The sequence below is a fragment of the Desulfatiglans anilini DSM 4660 genome, assembly GCF_000422285.1.
Lineage (GTDB): Bacteria > Desulfobacterota > DSM-4660 > Desulfatiglandales > Desulfatiglandaceae > Desulfatiglans > Desulfatiglans anilini.
This window is the reverse complement of the sequence record NZ_KE383814.1, coordinates 122,619-141,495: the sequence shown is the minus strand read 5'-3', so window position 1 is coordinate 141,495 and position 18,877 is coordinate 122,619. Positions and strand designations below refer to the sequence as shown.

Here is an 18,877-nt window from a genome sequence, read left to right as displayed (position 1 = left end):
CATGGAATTCTGCCGCATCTCGGACAGGGCGGCATGGCGGGAGGTGGGCGGAGGTCAGATTCCTCCTTTGAAATTCAGGAAGGGGATGTCCATGAAATCGAGCAGCTCTTCGCGGCTGAACTGCCGCAGGACGCCGGGGTCCGTCTCCGGGACCACCTCCTCCATCAAACCCTTCTTCTTTGCTATGACGGCCGCAATCTTCTCCTCCAGGGTCCCCTCGGTGATCAGTTTGAACACCTGGACGCCCCGTTTCTGCCCAATCCGGTGGACGCGGTCCGTGGTCTGGTCCTCCCGGGCGGCGTTCCACCACCGGTCGTAGTGGATCACCATGGACGCGGCGATCAGATCGATGCCGGTTCCACCGGCCCTGAGGCTGCCGACATAGACCCGGCAATCCGGGTCCTCGTTGAACCGTTCGATCACCTTCCCCCGTTGCCGGGTGGCGCCCGTGAGCGTCACGTGCCCGATCCCTTCCGAACGGAGGAACTCCGCCATGATGTCGATCATCCCCAGATACTGGCTGTAGACGACGATCTTCTGCCCGCTGTCGATCCCCTCGGCCAGCAGTTCCTTGAAGGCCTCCCATTTGCCCGATTCGTGCTGCGTGTAGGCCAGAGGCTCCTTCACCGCCAGCGCGGGGTGATCGCAGATCCGCTTGAGCAGATCGAGCAGCGCGAAAATGTGAAGATACGGCACCGGGCAGCCGGCATCGGCCAGAGCCAAACGGATCTCCGGGCTTCGGGATGCGATGACCTCCCGGTAGAGCCTCAACTGGTCCGCGCTCAGCACACAGCTCCGGAAATCCTCGATCTTCGCCGGCAGATCCTGCAGAACGGCGCTCTTCCGCCGTCTCAGGACAAAAGGCCGGAGCACCTGCACGAGTTCCTGCCGCGCCTGTTCCGAGGCGTCCTGCATGATCGGCCGGGCGTAATGCCGCTCGAAAAACCGGTCGCCGCCAAGGTATCCGGGCACGGTCAGATCCATCAGGGCCTTGAGGTCCGAGAGGCGGTTTTCGATCGGCGTCCCGGTCAACCCGATCCGAACCGGGGCGCGGACATTCCGGGCCGCCTGGTAGACCTGCGTCTCGGGGTTCTTCAGATACTGGATCTCATCGAAGACCGCCAGGGAAAACGACGCCGCCTTCATCTGCTCGGCGTCCTGCCGGAGGATCCCGTAGCTCGTCAACACAACCTGCGGCCCGGCTCCGGCATCGTCCAGGCGCCGATCGCCCCCGTGGTAGACGGCCGTTGCAAGCCCGGGAGCGAACCGGCGGAGCTTCTTTTCCCAGTGGCTCAAGACCGTCGTGGGCGCAACGACCAGGCAGGGCAAGGGAAGGCGGTCGGTCTCCGCTAGCGCCTCGATCAGCGCCATGATCTGATGGGTCTTGCCGAGGCCCATCTCATCGCAGAGGAGTCCGCCCAGCCCATTTTCGACCAGGAACCACAGCCAGCGAAGGCCTTCGCCCTGATAAGGCCGCAGCTCGCACCGCATCCCCGCGAGCGCGGGCAGCGGCCGCGCCGCCTTCAGGTCGAGAAAGGCCTCGACCACGGAAGACTGCGCGTGCTTTCCCCCGATGCGCGGACGCCCTGCAACCGTCGATCTCAAACGCAGGAGATCCATCCTCGAAAGCCGGAGCCCCCGCCTTCCTTCGGCGCGGCAACCCTCCGGCAGCCGCTCCAGAAAAGCGTCCAGCGCGGCCAGCTTTTCTGAGCGGAGATCTACCCAGCCCCTCGCGACACCGACATACCGCTGTCCGTTTCGGCGCGCTTCCAGCAGTTCCTCGATCGTCAGGCTGCCCTCCCCGAAGCCGTACGAAGCCGAAAGCCAGCACCAGTCGCGGTCCATCTCCCCGGCCTCGATCGACAGCCAGTCCGCCTCGCGGTGAAGCCTCAACCCCACAACCTCCGATGCTCGCCCCGTCGCCCAGTCGCCGCCGTCCCCCAGCGCCTCTTCGAGGAAGCTCGAGATCTGCGATTTCTTGAGGACCATCCTGACCGGCGTCCCGAACTTCCGCGCCTTTTCTCCGGGAGGCTCCAACTCCGCCAGTAGCTCCAGCTCGGGTATGTAGACCAGTTCGCCGTAGCGGTAGCGCTCGAGGTCTTCGCGGTCGAAGAAAGCCCTTTCACCGCCCGCCTGCAGGACTTCAATCATCGGCCGGATCTCGAGATCCATCTCGGTCGTAGCGCTGACCTTGAAGATGGACTTGAGCGGGACCGGGTGGATCGCCAACCGGTGGCGGTTGGCAAGGATCCCCCCGAGGCTGCCGAGGAGCCCCTTGACCCGCTCCCTCGGCACGAACACGCGAGCAAACTCCCGTTCGGCCTCTCCCCTGCACAGGATGGTGAACTCACCGTTGCGCTTCGAAATCGCCGGTTCGAAACGCATCGCGCAGCCGGCGTACTCCCGGAAGAAGTGATAGGCGAAACGGAACCAGAACCCCTCCTCCAGAAGCTGCCCCCGGGTCTTCGAGCCTCTTCTGGCCAGCAGACGTTCGGTCTCCGTCATCGTCAAAAGACGCAGCCGGTCGATGATCTCGCCGCGGGAGAGGGGCCCTGCGGCGGGGCGGCCGCGGCCGCATCGATCCATGAACCGCAGCCCTTCGCCGCCTTCGGGAAAATATGTCACCAGGGGGGCGTCGCGCCTCCCGGTTACCTGGATCACCGCAGGCTCGCCCTCTTGAACCTGAAACCGCACCGATTCAGGGGTATCCGACGAACCCTCGCCCAGGAAAACGCCGAGTTTGAACCAGGGGCTCTCATGAAACGCCCTGTCGGGGGCTTGGCCACCGAAAGCGTCTTTCAAGGCCTTTCCCGCCCTCGCGAGGTCTTTCGTATGCGGGCATGAGACGGCTTCCTGGGTCCCGCAGGTGCAAAAACGCTGCTGAAGACCGCGGGGTCCGCCGTCGTAAAGAAACGCAGCCCCGGGTTTGGGGTCGGAAGGCGCCGGAAGGAGGGCCAGCCCGTTCCTGTGAAACTCCATTCGCTCGAACAGCGCCTTCATTCGATCGTCCTGCCCCCGCGCCGCCGAGGGCTTAGACGGGGACTGCATTTCTTTCGTGCCGTGCATTCGTGCTTTCCTGAGTGGTTTCCAATCCGGAAGTGGTCTTTTTGGCCAATCTCGGCGTCAATCTGCACGTCTGCTCGTGCGGCGACCTGCAGGTCTACTCCGCGCAAACGCTTGATTTTCTTTATATTTAACAAACTGGGACCCGCCGCGAAACGGTGGGACTTAGCACGCGCAGCGTGTGAAGAAACCGGGACCCGCCCCACAGGGGTGGGACTGAGCACGCGCAGCGTGTGAAGAAAAATCCTCATTTCCGGATCGGAAACCGGGTTCTGCCGGGAAATCATTTCCGGATGGATAAAGAGTGACCGTCAACGCTCTGGTGGTGATCCTCAAGCCCTGTCGCAACGATTCGCAAAGGCTGTCGCTATGCCCAGCAAGGACTGTGCTGATGGCCCGCCAAAAATCACTAGTCCAAAGCGGGCCGTTCGCGCATACTGGTATTCGGCATCCTTGCCGACTGGGTGCCGGGGAGCCGCCGGCAGCCATCCCCGATCCGCAGCCCCCATAAATCGCGCCTGATTCACGGCGCCGAGTCTGAAAAACCCGCGCGCACAACCGCGCTGAAAGCCGAGGATCCGCACCGCATGAAGATCGCAGCAGCCCAGATGGATATCCGTTGGCACGATCGCACCGCCAATTACGCGGCGGCCCGCCGCATGGCCGATGCCGCCGCACGGGCCGGGGCGGACCTCTTTGTCCTGCCCGAGATGTTCGCCACCGGCTTTTCGATGGACACGAACGCGACGGAGGAGGCCCCGGACGGCCCCACCCGCGCCTTTCTGCGCACCCTCGCCCGGGAGACCGGCATGCACGTCGCGGGCGGCTTCGTCATCAAGGACGGTCCCGGGCGGCCTCGAAACGCCTCCCTGGTCACGGCCCCCGACGGGGCCGACCTCGCCCTCTATCACAAGATCCATCAGATCGGAATCCTGGACGAAGACCGCCATTACGGGCCGGGCGCCCGGCCGGCGCCCTTCGCCCTGCCCGGGTTCGGGGCCGCCTGCCTCATCTGCTACGACCTGCGCTTCCCGGAGCTCTTCCGGACCCTGGCCGGCGCCTGCACCCTCTTTCTCGTTATCGCCTCATGGCCTGCGGCACGCCAAAGCCACTGGGACGTCCTGCTGCCCGCCCGCGCCGTCGAAAACCAGGCCTATGTCGTCGGGGTCAACCGGGTGGGCGAGGGCGGCGGACACGCCTTCAGCGGCGGATCGGCCGTCATCTCGCCGAACGGGGAAGCCCTCGCCCGGGCGGGGGCCGAAGAAACCCTTCTGCTGGCGGAGATCGATGCCGGGGAGGTCCTGAACCTGCGGCGCAGCCATCCGTTTCTGAAGGACCGGAAGCCGCTCCACATCCAGGCCGGCTGGGAAGAGACCACCGAGGAATTCCGGAAGACCGTACAGCCGTTCCGGTAATGCCCGCGTGAGGACGGCCGGTCAGGCCCCGGCGAGTGCGTCGACCTCGCCCGCCAGGCGGCGGCCGAGGTCCTTGCAGACAGCGAGGTCGGCCTCCGCCGGAACGTTCTTGACCCGCAGCACGTCGCACACCTTCATCCGCATCCGCTCCAGGGCCTCGGAGAGCTGCTTCGGGGCCTCGCCGCTCCAGCCGTAGGACCCGAAGGCCGCACCGACCCGGCCCCGGGGCCGCAGGCCCTCCATGTAGCGCACCATGTCCGCCATGAGCGGCAGCATCCCGTTGTTGTGGGTCGAAGAGCCCAGGATCACCGCAGCGGCATCGAGCACCTCGGCCACCACGTCGCTGTGGTGGCAGGCCTTCATGTGGAACACCCTCACCGTGACCCCTTTCTCGATGAGCCCCTCGGCGATCGCCTCGGCCATGAGCGCCGTGCTCTTCCACATCGTGTCATAGACGATGACCGCCTTTCGGGCCACCTCCTGCCGGGCCCACCTGCGGTACAGCCCGACGGCCTCCTCCACGTGGCCTCTGAGGATCACGCCGTGAGAAGGCGCGATCATCCGGATGGGCCACCCGAGCTCCTCGACCCGCCCGAGGGCCTTCAGGACATGCTCCGAAAACGGCAGGATGATGTTGGCGTAGTAGGACCCCATCAAACCCGCCATCTCGTTGAAATCCATTTCGTCGTCGAACCGCTCGCTGGTGGCCCAGTTCTGCCCGAAGGCGTCACTCGAAATCAGGAGGCCGTCCTCGCGGACGTAGCAGCCCATGTTGTCGGGCCAGTGCAGCATCTTGAGTTCGAGGAAATCGATCGTCTTTCCCCCAAGGGGCAGGCTCTGGCCGGTCTGGACCACCTCATACGGCCAGTCAGAGCGGTGGTAGTGGGAAAGCATGAAGGCCTTTCCCATGGCGGTGCAGAAGATCTTCTCGGGCCGGATCCGCTCGACGGCCTCCATCAGACAGCCGGAGTGGTCCGGCTCCACATGGTTGACGACCAGATAATCGATCGCCTCCAGCGGGACGACCGCCTCGACCGCCTCGAAAAAGGCCCTGCTGCAGGCGGCCGACACCGTGTCGACGAGGACGGTCTTTTCGCCCTTGATGACATAGGCGTTGTAGGTCGTCCCGCGCGGCGCGGCGGCGTACCCGTGGAAGTCCCTCAGATTCCAGTCGACCACTCCCACCCAATAGACGTTCGGCAAAAACTCCACAGCAGCCATGCTTCCCCCTTTCTGTGCCTCGCCCCGCCTGCAAACCGCCCGGATTGCAGGCGGGACCGCTTGTCGGGCACGGACCCCGGACCAATCCGAAGACGTACCCCTCTCCAATCAGCTGTCGAAACCATCCCGGAAGGCGCCTGCCGGATGGAAATCGCCTAGTCTTCGAGGTCGAAGCCGGGCGGCAGCCTGGACCCCGCAGCTTCTGCGGGCCCCGATGCGCCCTCCCCCTCCCCGGGCGGCGCCAGCACCGTCTCTTCGAGCCCCTGCTTCGCCTCGAAGACGAGACCGCGCTCACGGGCCCACTGACGGTAGCTCCCGCTCGTCAGCCGCACTTCCCCAAGCACCTCCACGACCACGGCCGACTCGCCGTCGACGGGGCACTTGCTCTCGCAGTACCCGCACCCGTTGCAGCGATCCTCCTGAATGAAGGGGACCGTCACGGAATGCCCCGGGATGAAACGGGAGACGATGGCGTTGTAAGGGCAGATCTCGTCGCAGATCAGGCAGCTCTTTTCCTGCTCCCACGCGATGCACCGGGAGGGGATGATCCGCGCCGTCCCGATCTTGGCGTACATCTTTTCCCCGAGCGGCAGAGGCCGGATCGCCCCCGTCGGGCAGACCTGCCCACAGAGGGCGCAGAACTGCTCACAGGCCGCAAGGCGCGCCGTGACCTTCGGCGTCCAGATCCCGTCGAGCCCGGCCTCGAACCAGACCGCCTGCAGGGTGTTGGTCGGGCAGCCCTTGATGCACGCGCCGCAGCGCACGCACCGCGCCTGGAAGGCCCGCTCCGGCAGCGCACCCGGCGGACGCACGAGCCGCGAGGAGCGCAGATCCGCTGCCTTCGTGACGTCGAAGAGCTGCCCCAGCCCGTTCATCGAGAGAGCCCCGGCGGCAAACCCCGTCAGGCCCGCTCCGATCCAGTGCCGCCGCTCCATGTCCGGCTCGGGCGCTTCGGCGCGTTCCCTCCCGGACGCCGGCCCGAACGAGATCGCGCCGGTGGGACAGATGTCCCGGCACTTCAGGCAGACGATGCACTCCTGGTGATCCGTGCCGAAAAAATCCTCTCGGATGGCGCCCATCGGGCATTCCTGCGCGCATTTTCCGCAGCGGACGCACGCATCCGACACCCGGCGCCGCAGAAGAGGCCGCCGAGAGCACAGGGCCAGCATCGCCCCCGCCGGGCAAAGGTACCGGCACCAGAAGCGCGGCGCGAACCACCCCAGGAGCAGCACCGCCATGACCAGGCAGGCGACGAAGAGCCCCGTCGCAAAAACCGGCTCACGCAGTTCGAGATAGCGGATCCCCTCCCACCCGAACCACTCCCCCGCCGGCCGCAGCACCCCGAGCCCGGCCGACGCACCGTCGAGCAGCAGGGGATAGAGGGCCAGGCCGTAGAAACGCGTCACGAGCGAGAGAGGCGAAAACCAGAAGACCAGCGAGAATCCGGCGGCCGCAGCGCCCATGACGCCGATCCAGATCAGATATTTCGACCGGCGCAGCCGCCTGGGGACGGGCCCGGCACCGGCGGCGCGCCGGCGCCTCCCGCGGGCCAGACGGTCCCAGAGATCGATGGTGACGCCCATCGGGCAGAGGTAGCCGCAGAAAAAACGGCCGAGGAAAAAGGCCGCCGCCAGGATCGCGAGCGCCCAGCCGAGCCGCGGCACAAAAGCCCGCCCGGCCAGCATGGTGCCGACCGAGAGGAGCGGGTCGAGGCGCAGAAAAAGATCCACATCGATCCAGTCCGGCGGGGGGAAAGCATTGAGGAGCAACAGCCACAGGAAACCCGCCAGGGCCAATGACTGCACCAGGCGCTGCAGTCTCATCCGGCGCTGACCTGTTTGACCACCTGGGATTGGATGTCCATGTTGCCGAGGCCCCGGTCATGGGCCATGCGGATGTGCTTGACCTGGCGGGGCTCGATCCGCCGCCCGTACCAGGTCCCGAGCTGAACCGCCATGGCGTCGGCGGCGACCATGTCCGTCGAGGCGATCACCTGGTTCAAAGGGATGATCTTCCCCGGCCCGTAGGGCCCCCCGTCGCTCAGGATGCGGGTCGCGTCCACGACGACCAGCTTCGGTTTGATGACCGTGCACAGGTCCACGATGGCCGTGTTCAGGTCCATCGAATAGTGAAAGGATTCCCGTTCATAGATCAGCCCCATCATCCCCTTCATGGAAACGGTCACCCCGGTCGCCCCGTGGGACTTGGCCACCGGCACCGCGATGAGCGCATCGGCCTCCAGGACCTCCTGCATCACCTTGGTGCTCCGCAGATTCAGCCCTTCAGGCACCGCGACCTCCTTGAAAAAACGCTCCTCCTTGAGGCCTTCCACACGGGTGTTCGGCATCATGCGGCAGGCCTCCAAAAACCCCCCCTTTTCGAGACAGAGCTCCGTCGGCCGCAGGGTGTTGTCCAGGACCTTGACGGACGAGGCGCCCGCCTCGAGGCACAGGCCGACCAGTTCTTTGACGACATCCGGATGCGTGTTGCTCGCCTCTTCGGGGCTGCTCGCAAAGCTCATGTTGGGCTTGATCACCACCTTGTCGCCCGCCTTGACGAAGCGCCCGATGCCGCCAAGGGCCTTGACCGCCGCCCGCGTCGCCTTGGGTCCGGGCCCTTCGGCCACGGCCACGTCCGGATAGGGCGACGCGTAAATCCGCCTCAACGGCCACCCGCCGATCATCATCCCGAGGGAGCCGGCTGCAGCCCAGCCGAGGGTCCCCTTCACAAACGTCCTGCGCGTGATCTCGTTTTCGAACATCCCTGAACCTCCCGCCTCCACCCGCCGGCCCGACCCGGCGCGCCCCTTCCGGCGCCCGGCGGCTCCCCACCGCAGCAGCCGTAGTCCACATGCCCCCGTCCGCTACGGACCGGAACCATCGCCATTCCCTTTCAATGCCTTCCGCACTCGACGTCCCCCGCCAGCACCCCGGTTCTCACGGCGCCGCCTCGGCCGAGCGGGATCCGTCCATCTCGAAATGCTCGCCGAGGTAGATCTCACGCGCCTTTTTGCTGGCGGCGATCTTTTCCGGCGGTCCGGACTCGAGAATCACCCCGTCGTTCAGGATATAGGCATGGTCGCAGACCTTGAGGGTCTCCCGCACATTGTGGTCCGTGATGATCACGCCGATCCCCTTTTCCTTCAACTGCTCGATGATGTTCTGAATGTCGTTGATCGCCAGCGGATCGATGCCCGCAAAGGGCTCGTCCAGCAAAATAAACGCCGGAGAAAGCACCAGGGCCCTCGTCATCTCGACCCGCCGCCGCTCGCCCCCTGACAGGGAGTAGGCCTTGTTCTTCGCCAGGCGCGCGACATTGAGCTCCTTCAGGAGTTCGGCCAGACGCCGGCGCTTCTCTTCGGCCGTCATACGGAGCGTCTCGAGCACCAGCATGATGTTTTCTTCCACGGTGAGCTTCCGGAAAATGGAGGGCTCCTGGGGCAGGTAAGTGATGTGCTTCCTGGCACGCTGGTACATGGGAAGGTCTCCGATGTCCTCCCCGTTCAACAGGACCTTGCCTTTATCCGGCCGCACCAGCCCGATGATCATGTAAAACGTGGTGGTCTTTCCCGCGCCGTTCGGCCCGAGCAACCCGACCACCTCGCCCGACCGGATCCTGAGGCTGACCCCGTTCACCACCACGCGCCCGCCGTACCGTTTGGTGAGGTCGACCGCCTCGAGCACCTGATTGCCCGTCATCGTCAATTCCCCTCGAAGCCCAGATCGAACTCGCTGAAATGCCCCTGGCGCGCGGCCGCCGGCTCCGGGCTCACTTCCTTCGGCTCGGTGCCCTCCACGAAGGTCTGGAGAACGGTTCGACCGGATGATGGACCCGGCAGAAGCCCCGTCTTGGCATCGATCCGCGCAAACACAATCCCCTCGGGCACCTCGAAATCCCTCACCGGTTCACCCTCGAGCGCCGCCTGCATGAAGTACAGCCAGACCGGGCTGGCTGCACGGGACCCGGTCTCGTTCCGGGCCATGGACCGCTGATCGTCATAGCCGACCCAGACCCCGGTGACGAGGTCCGGGGTGAACCCCAGGAACCAGGCATCCCGCAGATCGTTCGTCGTCCCCGTCTTCCCGGCGGCGGGGCGCTGCAGCGCCTTGACCCGCGTGCCCGTCCCCTCCTCGACCACCGCCTTCATCAGGTCGGTCATCACATACGCGGTCTCTCTCGAGATCACCTGTTCAGCCTCGGCGCGGTTTTCCTCCAGCACCCTTCCATCGCGATCCACAATACGGGTCACAAAGACCGGCGGTGCAGCCTTGCCCTCGTTGGCGAAGACCGCATAGGCCCGCGTCATCTCCAGCAGGGACACACCGGAGGAACCGAGGGCCAGGGACAGATCGGGGGCCAGATCGGACTCGATGCCGAGCTTCCGGGCGTAATCGATCGTATAGGGCACGCCGATCCTGCGCAGGAGCTTGACGGTGATCACGTTGCGCGACTGCGCCAGGGCCGTGCGCATGAGGGTCGGCCCATAGAAGGTATCCTTGTAGTTCTTGGGCTTCCAAACGGAGCCCGCCTCCCCGCCCCCGGCGATGATCGGCGAATCCATCAAGATGTCAGCCGGCGTCATGCCCTTGTCGAGGGCGGCGGCGTAGACGATGGGCTTGAAGGCCGACCCGGGCTGCCGTTTTGCCTGCGTTGCCCGGTTGTACTGGCTCTCGTTGAAATCTTTTCCGCCCACCATGGCCAGAACGGCCCCCGTCGCCGGATCCATGGCAAGGATCGCCGCCTGCGCCTCGGGGGTCTGTTCGAGCGCCGCCACCCAGGAATACCCCTCCGGCGGGTCCTCCGCAAGGAGGCGGACCAGGATGACGTCACCCGGGCGCAGGGCCGTGGAGCGCTTTTTCAGTTCGGCGGCGTAATGGGCCGCCCGCGGGTTCGGCTTGCGCGCCCAGGCCATGTGGCTGAGGGGGAGCAGCGCCTTCTCATGGCCCAGCCCGACCGCCACAGCGCCCCCGCGGTCGCCGACCTCGAGCACCAGCCCCTCGAGGGTGTCACCGGCCTTCGGCGGGGCTTCGGCGAAACGCCCGGCCTGCTCTTCCAGAAATCGATCCGCCTCGGCGCCAGCGATACGACGCAGCGGACCCCGGTAGCCCTCGCGTTTGTCGAGTTCGCCCAGGCCGCGCAGAAGCGCCTCTTTGGCAAACGCCTGAAGCTTCAGGTCGACGGTGGTGTGGATCTCGAGCCCTCCCCGATAGAGCATTTCCCGGCCGTAACGCTCCAGGACGTCCCGGCGCACATACTCCGTAAAATACGGCGCCTTCTGGAAGGTGTTGTCCTCGCGCTCCCGGATGTCGAGCTCTTCTGCGAGCGCCTCCTCGAAGGCTTCCCGCGTGATGAATCTTTCCTCCACCATCCGTTCGAGCACATAGCGCTGCCTGGCCTTGGCCCGATCGAAGTGCCTGACCGGCGAATAGCGCGCCGGCGCCTGCGGAAGACCCGCGAGCAACGCCGATTCGGCGAGGGTCAAGTCCTCGACCGTCTTGCCGAAATAGGTGTCGGCTGCGGCCTGCACCCCATAGGCGCCCTGCCCGAGGTAGATCTGGTTCAGATAAAGGTAAAGGATCTCGTGCTTGGTGAAGACCCGCTCGACCTGGAGGGACAGGGTGGCCTCCCGGACTTTGCGCCGGTAGGTCCTTTCCGGGTTCTTCAGCAGCAGGGACTTGGTGACCTGCTGGGTGATGGTGCTCCCGCCCTGCTCGATCCTGCCTGCCGTGAAATTGCGGATCATCGCCCGGACGATGCTCTTGACATCGACCCCTTCGTGCTCGAAGAACCGCGCGTCTTCAGCAGCCACAAAGGCTTCGATCAGGTGGTCCGGGCAGACGTCGAGATCGACGAGCACCCGCTTTTCCTCCCAGAACCGGCCGATGACCTCGCCGTCGGCGCTGTAGACCCGCGTCACCACGGGCGGTCTGTAATCCTTCAGGACGCCGATATAAGGGAGGTTGCTCGACCAGATGTACCAGAAGTAGACACCCACACCGAGCAGCCCCAGCAGCACCACCCCGAAAAGGATGGAAAATCCCAGAAAAAGACGCTTGAACAAGACATGCCCCCGTCGCGGCAGACGGCGGTTTCATCCAAACCTTCATTTGTGCCCCGCGCCGAAGCCCCCGCCGCCCGCCTCAAAAAAAACGATAATCGATGCCGCAGCACAAGATTATCGCATCGAGCCCCTTTTTGTAAAGCTCCGCACGAAGACCCCGCCCTCACCGTGCGCCGGCATGGAAGACCCCCGTTTCAGGAGGCCGGACAGACGAACATCCACGAAACCTCCCCTGCGCAGCCTTCGAGCGGACGCGAGCCTCCGGGTCATCGCGCAGGCAAACGCGTGGACGAACGCCGAGACCGGACCGGAAAGCGATTTCCGGCGGATGGCTAGGCCCGGTCGAGGGTCCGATATCCGATCGCCTCGGCCACATGCACCGTCCCGATCGCCCCCGACCCCTCGAGGTCGGCGATGGTGCGGGCGAGTTTGATGATGCGGGTGTAAGCCCGGGCGGAAAGCGCCAGGCGCTGCATCGCGGTGTCGAGGAGCTTTGCGGGCTCTGCCCCGAGCGGACAGAAGCGCCGCAGGTGCCGGTTGGTCATCTGCGCGTTGGCATAGATCCCCTCGCCTTCGAACCGGGCGCGCTGGATCCCCCGCGCCGTGTCGACCCGCTCACGGATGAGCGCCGAGGGATCGCCGCTGGTGCCGGCCCCGATATCCCTGTAATCCACCGCCTGCACCTCGATATGCATGTCGATCCGGTCCGAAAGCGGGCCGGAGATCCGGCTCCGGTAGCGTTGGATCTGAACCGGGGTGCAGACGCATTCCTTCCGCGGGTTGCCGTAATGCCCGCAGGCGCACGGGTTCATGGCCGCAACGAGCATGAAGCGCGCCGGGTAGGTGACCTTGAAGCGTGCCCGGGCGAGGGTCACGGATCCATCCTCCATGGGCTGGCGCATGACCTCCAGCGCGCCCCTGTGAAACTCCGGCAGTTCGTCCAGGAACAGCACCCCGTTGTGGGCGAGGCTGACCTCCCCCGGCATCGGGATATAGCCTCCGCCGATCAGGCCCGCGTCCGAGATGGTGTGGTGAGGCGACCGGAAAGGACGGGAGCGCAGGAGACCGCCGCCCTCGGGCATGAGGCCCATCACGCTGTAGACCTTCGAGGTCTCGAGCGACTCTTCGAGGCCGAGTTCAGGCAGAATCGTCGGCAGGCGGCGCGCCAGCATGGTCTTTCCCGCCCCGGGCGGGCCGATCATGAGCACGTTATGCCCTCCCGCGGCGGCGATCTCCAGGGCCCTCTTGGCGTCTTCCTGACCGAGGACCTCGTTGTAATCCGGGTCGACGGACCCCGCGGAGTTCCTTGGCGTGATCTGCGGACCGGCAGGGCTTATCGTTTCCTCTCGATTCAACACGGCGGCGACCTGCGCGAGGCTTTCGACCGGAAAGACGTCGATCCCGCGGACGACGGCGGCCTCCGCCGCGTTGTCACCCGGAAGAAAGATGCCCTCGAAGCCGAGGGACCTGGCGGCTGCGGCGATCGGCAGGATGCCTTTGACCGGACGGACGCTTCCGTCCAGGGCGAGCTCCCCCAGGAAGAGATGCCGCTCATCGAGGCTGGCTGGGATCGACGCCGTGGCGGCGAGAATCCCCAGGGCGATCGGCAGATCGAAAGCCGACCCCTCCTTGCGGATGTCGGCCGGCGCCAGATTGACGGTGATCCTGTCGGACGGGAAGGTGAAGCCCGAGTTCTTGATCGCAGCCTTGACGCGCTCCTTGCTTTCACGTACGGCCCCTTCGGCGAGGCCGACCGTGGCGAAGGCGGGAAGCCCTTGTGAGATGTCCACTTCTACCTGAACGATGTATGCATCGATGCCGAGGACGGCGCTGCTGAGGATCCTGGAGAGCATGGGGAATGAACCGCCGGCCGTGTTGGAGGTTTGCATTTTTATGGTTTACAGCTAGCACGGCAAGGTATATAAAGTAAAGTTTATTTTAGATTGCACAACAAGGTTCCATCGCTGCGGGGCGGCATCCGCCGCCCTCAGGCGAATGTGTTTCCGGGAATGATTTCCCCTTATGATCCAGTTTCCAATCCGGAAATGAGGATTTTTGGCCAAGAGCAAGGAGATCAAGCGTTTGTGCGGAGGCGATCTGCAGGTCGCCGCACAAGTGAACGCGCAGATTGACGCTGGGATTGGCCAATAAAACCATTTCCAGATGGAAACGACCTGAAACCTGGAGAGCAAGCATGGCCAGAATCACCGTAGAAGACTGTTTGAAGCAGATTGACAACCGCTTCGGTCTGATTCACCTTGCAGCCAAAAGGGTGCGCCAGCTCAGAAAAGGAGCCGAGCCGCTAGTCGTCTGCAAAAACAAGGACATCGTCACGGCGCTGAGGGAGATCGCCACAGGAAAAGTCATCCCGAAGGAGCCGGCTGACGAATCCGCCCGTCTGGAGTCGAGGGACTCGCTGCTCCTGGAGGGCATCGCCGAGTCGTTCACCGCCGTCGCTTCCCCGATCGAACCGACCGAACCCGAAGCGGACGCGTTGCAGGCCGAGGAAGAAGCACCGGAAGCACCCGAGAAAAACGAATAGTTCGGAGCCATGGCAAAACGAGATTATTATGAAGTCCTGGGCGTGCCCAAGAACGCCGGGGATGACGACATCAAGCGGGCCTACCGTCAGCTGGCCTTGAAATATCATCCCGACCGGAATCCCGGCAATCGGGAGGCCGAAGAACATTTCAAGGAGGCCGCAGAGGCCTACGAGGTCCTCCGGGACCACGAAAAGAGGCAGATCTACGACCGCTTCGGCCACGCCGGGCTCGAGAACAAAGGGTTTACCGGCTTCAGCGGGTTCGAGGACATCTTCAGCAGCTTCGGGGACATCTTCGAGGATTTCTTCGGGTTCGGCGGCCACCGGGGCGGGGGCCCGCGGCCCCGCCAGGGCGGAAGCCTGCGCTACGACATCGAACTGAGCCTCGAGGAGGCCTTCGCCGGAAAGGAAGAAGAAGTCGTCTTTCCGCGCCTGGAGGTCTGCGACGAGTGCGGCGGCACGGGAGCCGCGCCGGGGACCCAGCGCCAGGTGTGCCCCACCTGCCGGGGGCGCGGCCAGGTCATCCGTTCCCAGGGGTTTTTCCAGGTCAGCAGCACCTGCCCGAGCTGCCACGGGCAAGGCAGCATCATCACGGACCCCTGCCCGAAATGCCTCGGAGGCGGCAAGCAGCGCGTAGAACGGCGCATCACCTTGAAGATCCCGGCCGGCGTCGACAACGGGAGCCAATTGCGCCTGCGCGGTGAAGGGGAGCCAGGGGAAAACGGGGGGCCGCCGGGCGACCTCTTCGTTGTCGTGCACCTCAAGCCGCATGAAATCTTCTCCCGTGACGGCACCGACCTGATGGCGGAGATCCCCATCTCTTTCGTGCAGGCCGCATTGGGCGACCAGATCAAGATGCCCGTGCTCGGCAAGGAGGAGAAGGAGGTCGAGCTCGAGATCCCCGATGGGACCCAGCCGGATGACGTGCTCAAGCTCCCGGGCAAGGGCATGCCGAGCCTTCGGAACCAGAGACGGGGGGATCTGTACGTCAAGGTCAGGGTCCAAATCCCCCGGAAATTGAACGACGAGCAGCGGCAACTGCTCGAGGCCTTCGCCCGAACGCAGGACAAGCGTCCGGGCGGCAGGAAGAAAAAGGGGAAGGCCTTCTGGCAGAAGGTGATCCCCTGACAGCGGGAGGCGTTTCCGGATGCCCGCCGGAGACGATCCGTTCGACAGGTGCCACAGGGGCACCGCACTGGCTTCACATCGTCACCTGATGGTGTTCATCGTTCAACATCTTATGCCTTGTGAAAGCGGAGCAGACAGTCATGATGATGACGGAAGAGAAGAAGGAAGAATTCAGAAAACTCCTCAACGAGCGGATGGAAGCGCTGCTCGAGGAAGCCAACAAGACGGTGAGCGGCATGACCGATCAACGGGAGAACTACCCGGACCCGACCGACAGGGCCTCCATGGAATCCGAGCGGAACTTCACCCTGCGGATCCGCGACCGGGAACGGAAACTGATCGGCAAGATCAAGGAAGCCCTCGAGCGCCTCGACACCAACACGTTCGGCATCTGTGAATCCTGCGGCGAAGACATCTCGGAAGAGCGCTTGAAGGCGCGTCCGGTCACCACCCTGTGCATCGAGTGCAAAAAGAAGCAGGAAAACGAGGAAAGGCTTCGCGGGGTCTGATACCGGCTGCAAACCACCTTTCCGATCAACCGGCCGGATTCGGGCCCCGAACCCGGCCACCCCACCGGGAAGCCCAACCTGCCTGATCGACGGCAGCGCACACAGCCGCATGGTGCCCTATTGCACGATATGGAAAAAGAGCCGGAGAACACGCCCGAGGCCGAGCGGCCGGGCGAGGATTATGAAGAGGTCATCACGACCCACATCAACGCGGATTTCGACGCGCTCGCGTCCATGATCGCCGCCAGCAAGCTTTATCCCAAAGCGGCGCTCGTCTTTCCCGGCTCCCAGGAAAAAAACCTCCGGAACTTTTTCGTCCACTCCACCTCCTACCTGTTCAACTTCGCGAAGCTGCGGCAGATCCGCCTGAGCCGGATCAAGCGCCTGATCCTGGTCGACACCCGCCAGCGGGACCGGATCGGGAAGTTCGCCGGGATCATCGGGAAAAAGGGACTGGAGGTCCACATCTACGATCATCACCCGGACTCGGAGGATGACGTCCACGGCGACCTGGAGGTCGTCCGCAAGATCGGCTCGAACACCGCCCTTTTGACCAGCCTCATCCGGGAGCGGCGCATCGAGGTCTCTCCGGTCGAGGCCACAATCATGTGCCTCGGCATCCACGAGGACACCGGCTCCTTCACCTTCTCCTCCACCACCGCCGATGATTACCGCGCCGCGGCGTGGCTCGCCGAAATGGGCGCCGACCACAACGTCGTCGCGGACCTCCTCACGCGGGAGCTGACCACGGAACAGGTCTGGATCCTGAACGATCTCACCCGCTCGGCCACGACCCATGCCGTCAACGGGATCGAGGTCGTCATCACCGAGGTGATCCGGGACGATTACGTCGGGGACTTCGCCGTCCTGGTCCACAAGTTCATGGACATGGAGAACCTGAACGTCATCTTCGCGCTCGCTCAGATGGAAGACCGGACCTATCTCGTCGCGCGCAGCCGCATCCCCGACGTGAACGTGGGAGAGATCGCGGTCGCGCTCGGCGGCGGCGGACATCCGCAGGCCGCCTCGGCCACCATCAAGGACAGGACCCTGGTCCAGGTCAAGAGCGACCTTATGGCCATCCTCAAGACCGCCGTCAACCCCAAAAAGACCGCCGCCGACATGATGTCCTCGCCGGTCCTGCACATCGCACCCGAGGAAACCGTCCAGAAGGCCTCGGACATCATGACCCGGTACAACATCAACGTCCTGCTGGTCATCGATGACCAGGGGGCCCTGCTCGGGTACGTGACACGTCAGGTAGTTGAAAAGGCTGTCTTTTTTGGCCTCAACCACATCAAGGTCGCCGATTACATGAACATCGAGTTCGCCACCGTGCGCCCGGAAGCCACCCTCAAGGAGGTCCAGGAGCTGATCATCCGGACGCGCCTGAGGATTCTGCCGGTGGTGGAGGACGACGAGGTCGTCGGCGTCATCACCCGCACGGATCTTCTCTCCATCCTGATGGGCGACCAGACCGAGCCCGAATTGTTTTATGACGCCAAGAGCACTCCGCAGCTGCCGCGCACGAAGAACATGATCAGCCTGCTGAACGAGCGTCTGCCGGACCCCATCCTCGAGCTCCTGCGCCGGTTCGGAGGGGTGGCGGACGACCTCGAGTACAACGCCTACCTGGTGGGCGGGATGGTGCGCGACATCCTTCTCAAACGCGACAATCTGGACATGGATATCGTCGTCGAAGGGGACGGCATCGAGTTCGCCCATGAATATGCCAGGATTTACGGCGGAAGGGTCCGCAGCCACCGGAAGTTCCGAACCGCCGTGCTTATCCTGCCGGACACCACCAAGGTCGACATCGCGACGGCCCGCATGGAATACTACGAGGCCCCCGGCGCGCCGCCCATCGTGGAGACCAGCTCGCTCAAAATGGATCTTTACCGCAGGGACTTCACGATCAACACCCTGGCCGTCAAACTCAACGAGCGGCATTTCGGGGTGCTGATCGACTATTTCGGCGCACAGAAAGACTTCAAGGAGCGCGTGCTGCGGGTCCTGCACAACCTCAGTTTCGTCGAGGACCCGACGCGGATCCTGCGCGCCATCCGCTTCGAACAGCGCTTCGGTTTCAAGATCGGGAAGCTCACCCTCTCGCTGATCAAGAACGCTGTCAAGATCAACTGCTTCAAGGACGTGAGCGGACAAAGGCTGTTCCACGAACTGAAGCTCCTCCTGATGGAACAGAACCCGATCGGGGCCATCGAGCAGATGGACGTCTTCAATCTGCTCCCGGTCATCTCGCCCCAGATCACTTACACGGACGCCTTCAGGAACCTGCTCGAAGAGATCGAGAACGTGGCGGCCTGGTACCGTCTGCTCTATCTCGACGAACCGTTCGACGCCTGGAAGGTATACTGGCACGCACTGACTTCCGCCCTCGACCCGCAAAACCTGCGGGAGCTGGCCAAACGCTTCGGGATGAACGACCTCGAGGGTCGAGCCCTGGTGGAGCAGCGGGAGCAGTCCGAAGAGCTGTTGAATATCCTCTTTCGATTCCAGGGAGACAACTACCAGCTCTACTGCCTGCTGACGCCCTACCACACGGAGACGCTCCTCTACCTGATGGCGCGCGCCAACAACGAGCGTGTGCGCAAGCTGATCTCGAACTATTTCACGCGGCTCAAGGGGACCCGGCTGCACCTGCGGGGCCGGGATCTGCTCGAGATGGGGTTCGAATCGGGTCCGCTTTTCCGGGACATCTTCGAGGCCCTCACGGAGGCGCACTTGAACGGCCGCGTCAAGACCCGCGAGGACGAGGTGGAATTCGTACGCCGGCGCTACCCTGCTTTTCCCGGCGCGGAACGGGCCGGGAAGGCCGAGGCTACCTGAAGCCGCCGATGCACCCGAACGTCCCTTTTCGGCGCCCATGATCAATCCCCCCGGGGGCGGCCCGCCGCCGCCGGCAAGAATACACACAAGG

At 64.3% G+C, this 18,877-nt stretch carries 12 protein-coding genes and 1 pseudogene; 5 read left to right on the top strand and 8 right to left on the bottom strand.

Annotated features, from left to right (window positions below):
• Positions 1–54: 54 nt before the first annotated feature.
• Positions 55–3,066: a DEAD/DEAH box helicase gene (locus H567_RS27655; protein ID WP_084517769.1), complete on the bottom strand. Its 3,012-nt coding sequence runs from the start codon at positions 3,064–3,066 to the stop codon at positions 55–57.
• A 584-nt stretch (positions 3,067–3,650) separates the two neighbouring features.
• Between H567_RS27655 and H567_RS26720 the strand changes: the two genes are divergently transcribed.
• Entirely contained in the window at positions 3,651–4,478 is an 828-nt protein-coding gene (locus tag H567_RS26720) for a nitrilase-related carbon-nitrogen hydrolase (protein ID WP_051185215.1), read from the top strand.
• Between the two features lie 21 nt (positions 4,479–4,499).
• Here the strand turns inward: H567_RS26720 and H567_RS0121905 are convergent, their stop codons facing one another.
• The 7 genes from H567_RS0121905 to H567_RS28930 form a co-directional block, all read right to left on the bottom strand.
• Positions 4,500–5,699: an FprA family A-type flavoprotein gene (locus H567_RS0121905; RefSeq protein ID WP_028323018.1), complete on the bottom strand. Its 1,200-nt coding sequence runs from the start codon at positions 5,697–5,699 to the stop codon at positions 4,500–4,502.
• Between the two features lie 155 nt (positions 5,700–5,854).
• Positions 5,855–7,522, bottom strand: coding sequence for a 4Fe-4S binding protein (locus H567_RS26715; protein ID WP_051185214.1), 1,668 nt, complete (start codon positions 7,520–7,522; stop codon positions 5,855–5,857).
• Positions 7,519–8,460 (bottom strand): DUF362 domain-containing protein, encoded by a 942-nt coding sequence (locus H567_RS0121895; protein ID WP_028323017.1) that lies wholly within the window; start codon positions 8,458–8,460, stop codon positions 7,519–7,521. The genes H567_RS26715 and H567_RS0121895 overlap by 4 nt, the downstream gene beginning before the upstream one ends.
• 175 nt (positions 8,461–8,635) lie before the next feature.
• Positions 8,636–9,397, bottom strand: a complete 762-nt coding sequence (gene lptB, locus H567_RS0121890) for an LPS export ABC transporter ATP-binding protein (protein WP_028323016.1) — start codon at positions 9,395–9,397, stop codon at positions 8,636–8,638.
• Positions 9,398–9,399: 2 nt separating this feature from the next.
• Complete coding sequence (locus tag H567_RS26710) at positions 9,400–11,760, bottom strand: penicillin-binding protein 1A (protein WP_153306337.1); 2,361 nt, start codon at positions 11,758–11,760, stop codon at positions 9,400–9,402.
• 332 nt (positions 11,761–12,092) lie between these two features.
• The gene (locus tag H567_RS0121880) at positions 12,093–13,613 is read right to left on the bottom strand and encodes a YifB family Mg chelatase-like AAA ATPase (RefSeq protein ID WP_028323015.1); all 1,521 of its coding nucleotides are present in this window, start codon (positions 13,611–13,613) and stop codon (positions 12,093–12,095) included.
• Positions 13,614–13,698: 85 nt separating this feature from the next.
• Positions 13,699–13,956 carry a hypothetical protein gene (locus H567_RS28930; RefSeq protein WP_153306336.1) on the bottom strand — a complete coding sequence of 86 codons (258 nt, stop codon included), beginning with the start codon at positions 13,954–13,956 and terminating at the stop codon, positions 13,699–13,701.
• On the opposite strand from H567_RS28930, the pseudogene rpoZ reads away from it, so the two are divergent.
• The 4 genes and pseudogenes from rpoZ to H567_RS0121855 all read left to right on the top strand — a co-directional run.
• Positions 13,955–14,143: pseudogene (gene rpoZ, locus H567_RS30270) on the top strand (DNA-directed RNA polymerase subunit omega); the annotation flags it as partial. The gene H567_RS28930 and the pseudogene rpoZ sit on opposite strands and share 2 nt — an antisense overlap.
• Positions 14,144–14,311: 168 nt before the next feature.
• Entirely contained in the window at positions 14,312–15,430 is a 1,119-nt protein-coding gene (gene dnaJ / locus H567_RS0121865; RefSeq protein ID WP_028323014.1) for a molecular chaperone DnaJ, read from the top strand.
• A gap of 146 nt (positions 15,431–15,576) precedes the next feature.
• Entirely contained in the window at positions 15,577–15,939 is a 363-nt protein-coding gene (gene dksA / locus H567_RS0121860; RefSeq protein WP_028323013.1) for an RNA polymerase-binding protein DksA, read from the top strand.
• A gap of 129 nt (positions 15,940–16,068) precedes the next feature.
• The gene (locus tag H567_RS0121855) at positions 16,069–18,786 is read left to right on the top strand and encodes a CBS domain-containing protein (RefSeq protein ID WP_051185213.1); all 2,718 of its coding nucleotides are present in this window, start codon (positions 16,069–16,071) and stop codon (positions 18,784–18,786) included.
• Positions 18,787–18,877: the final 91 nt, after the last annotated feature.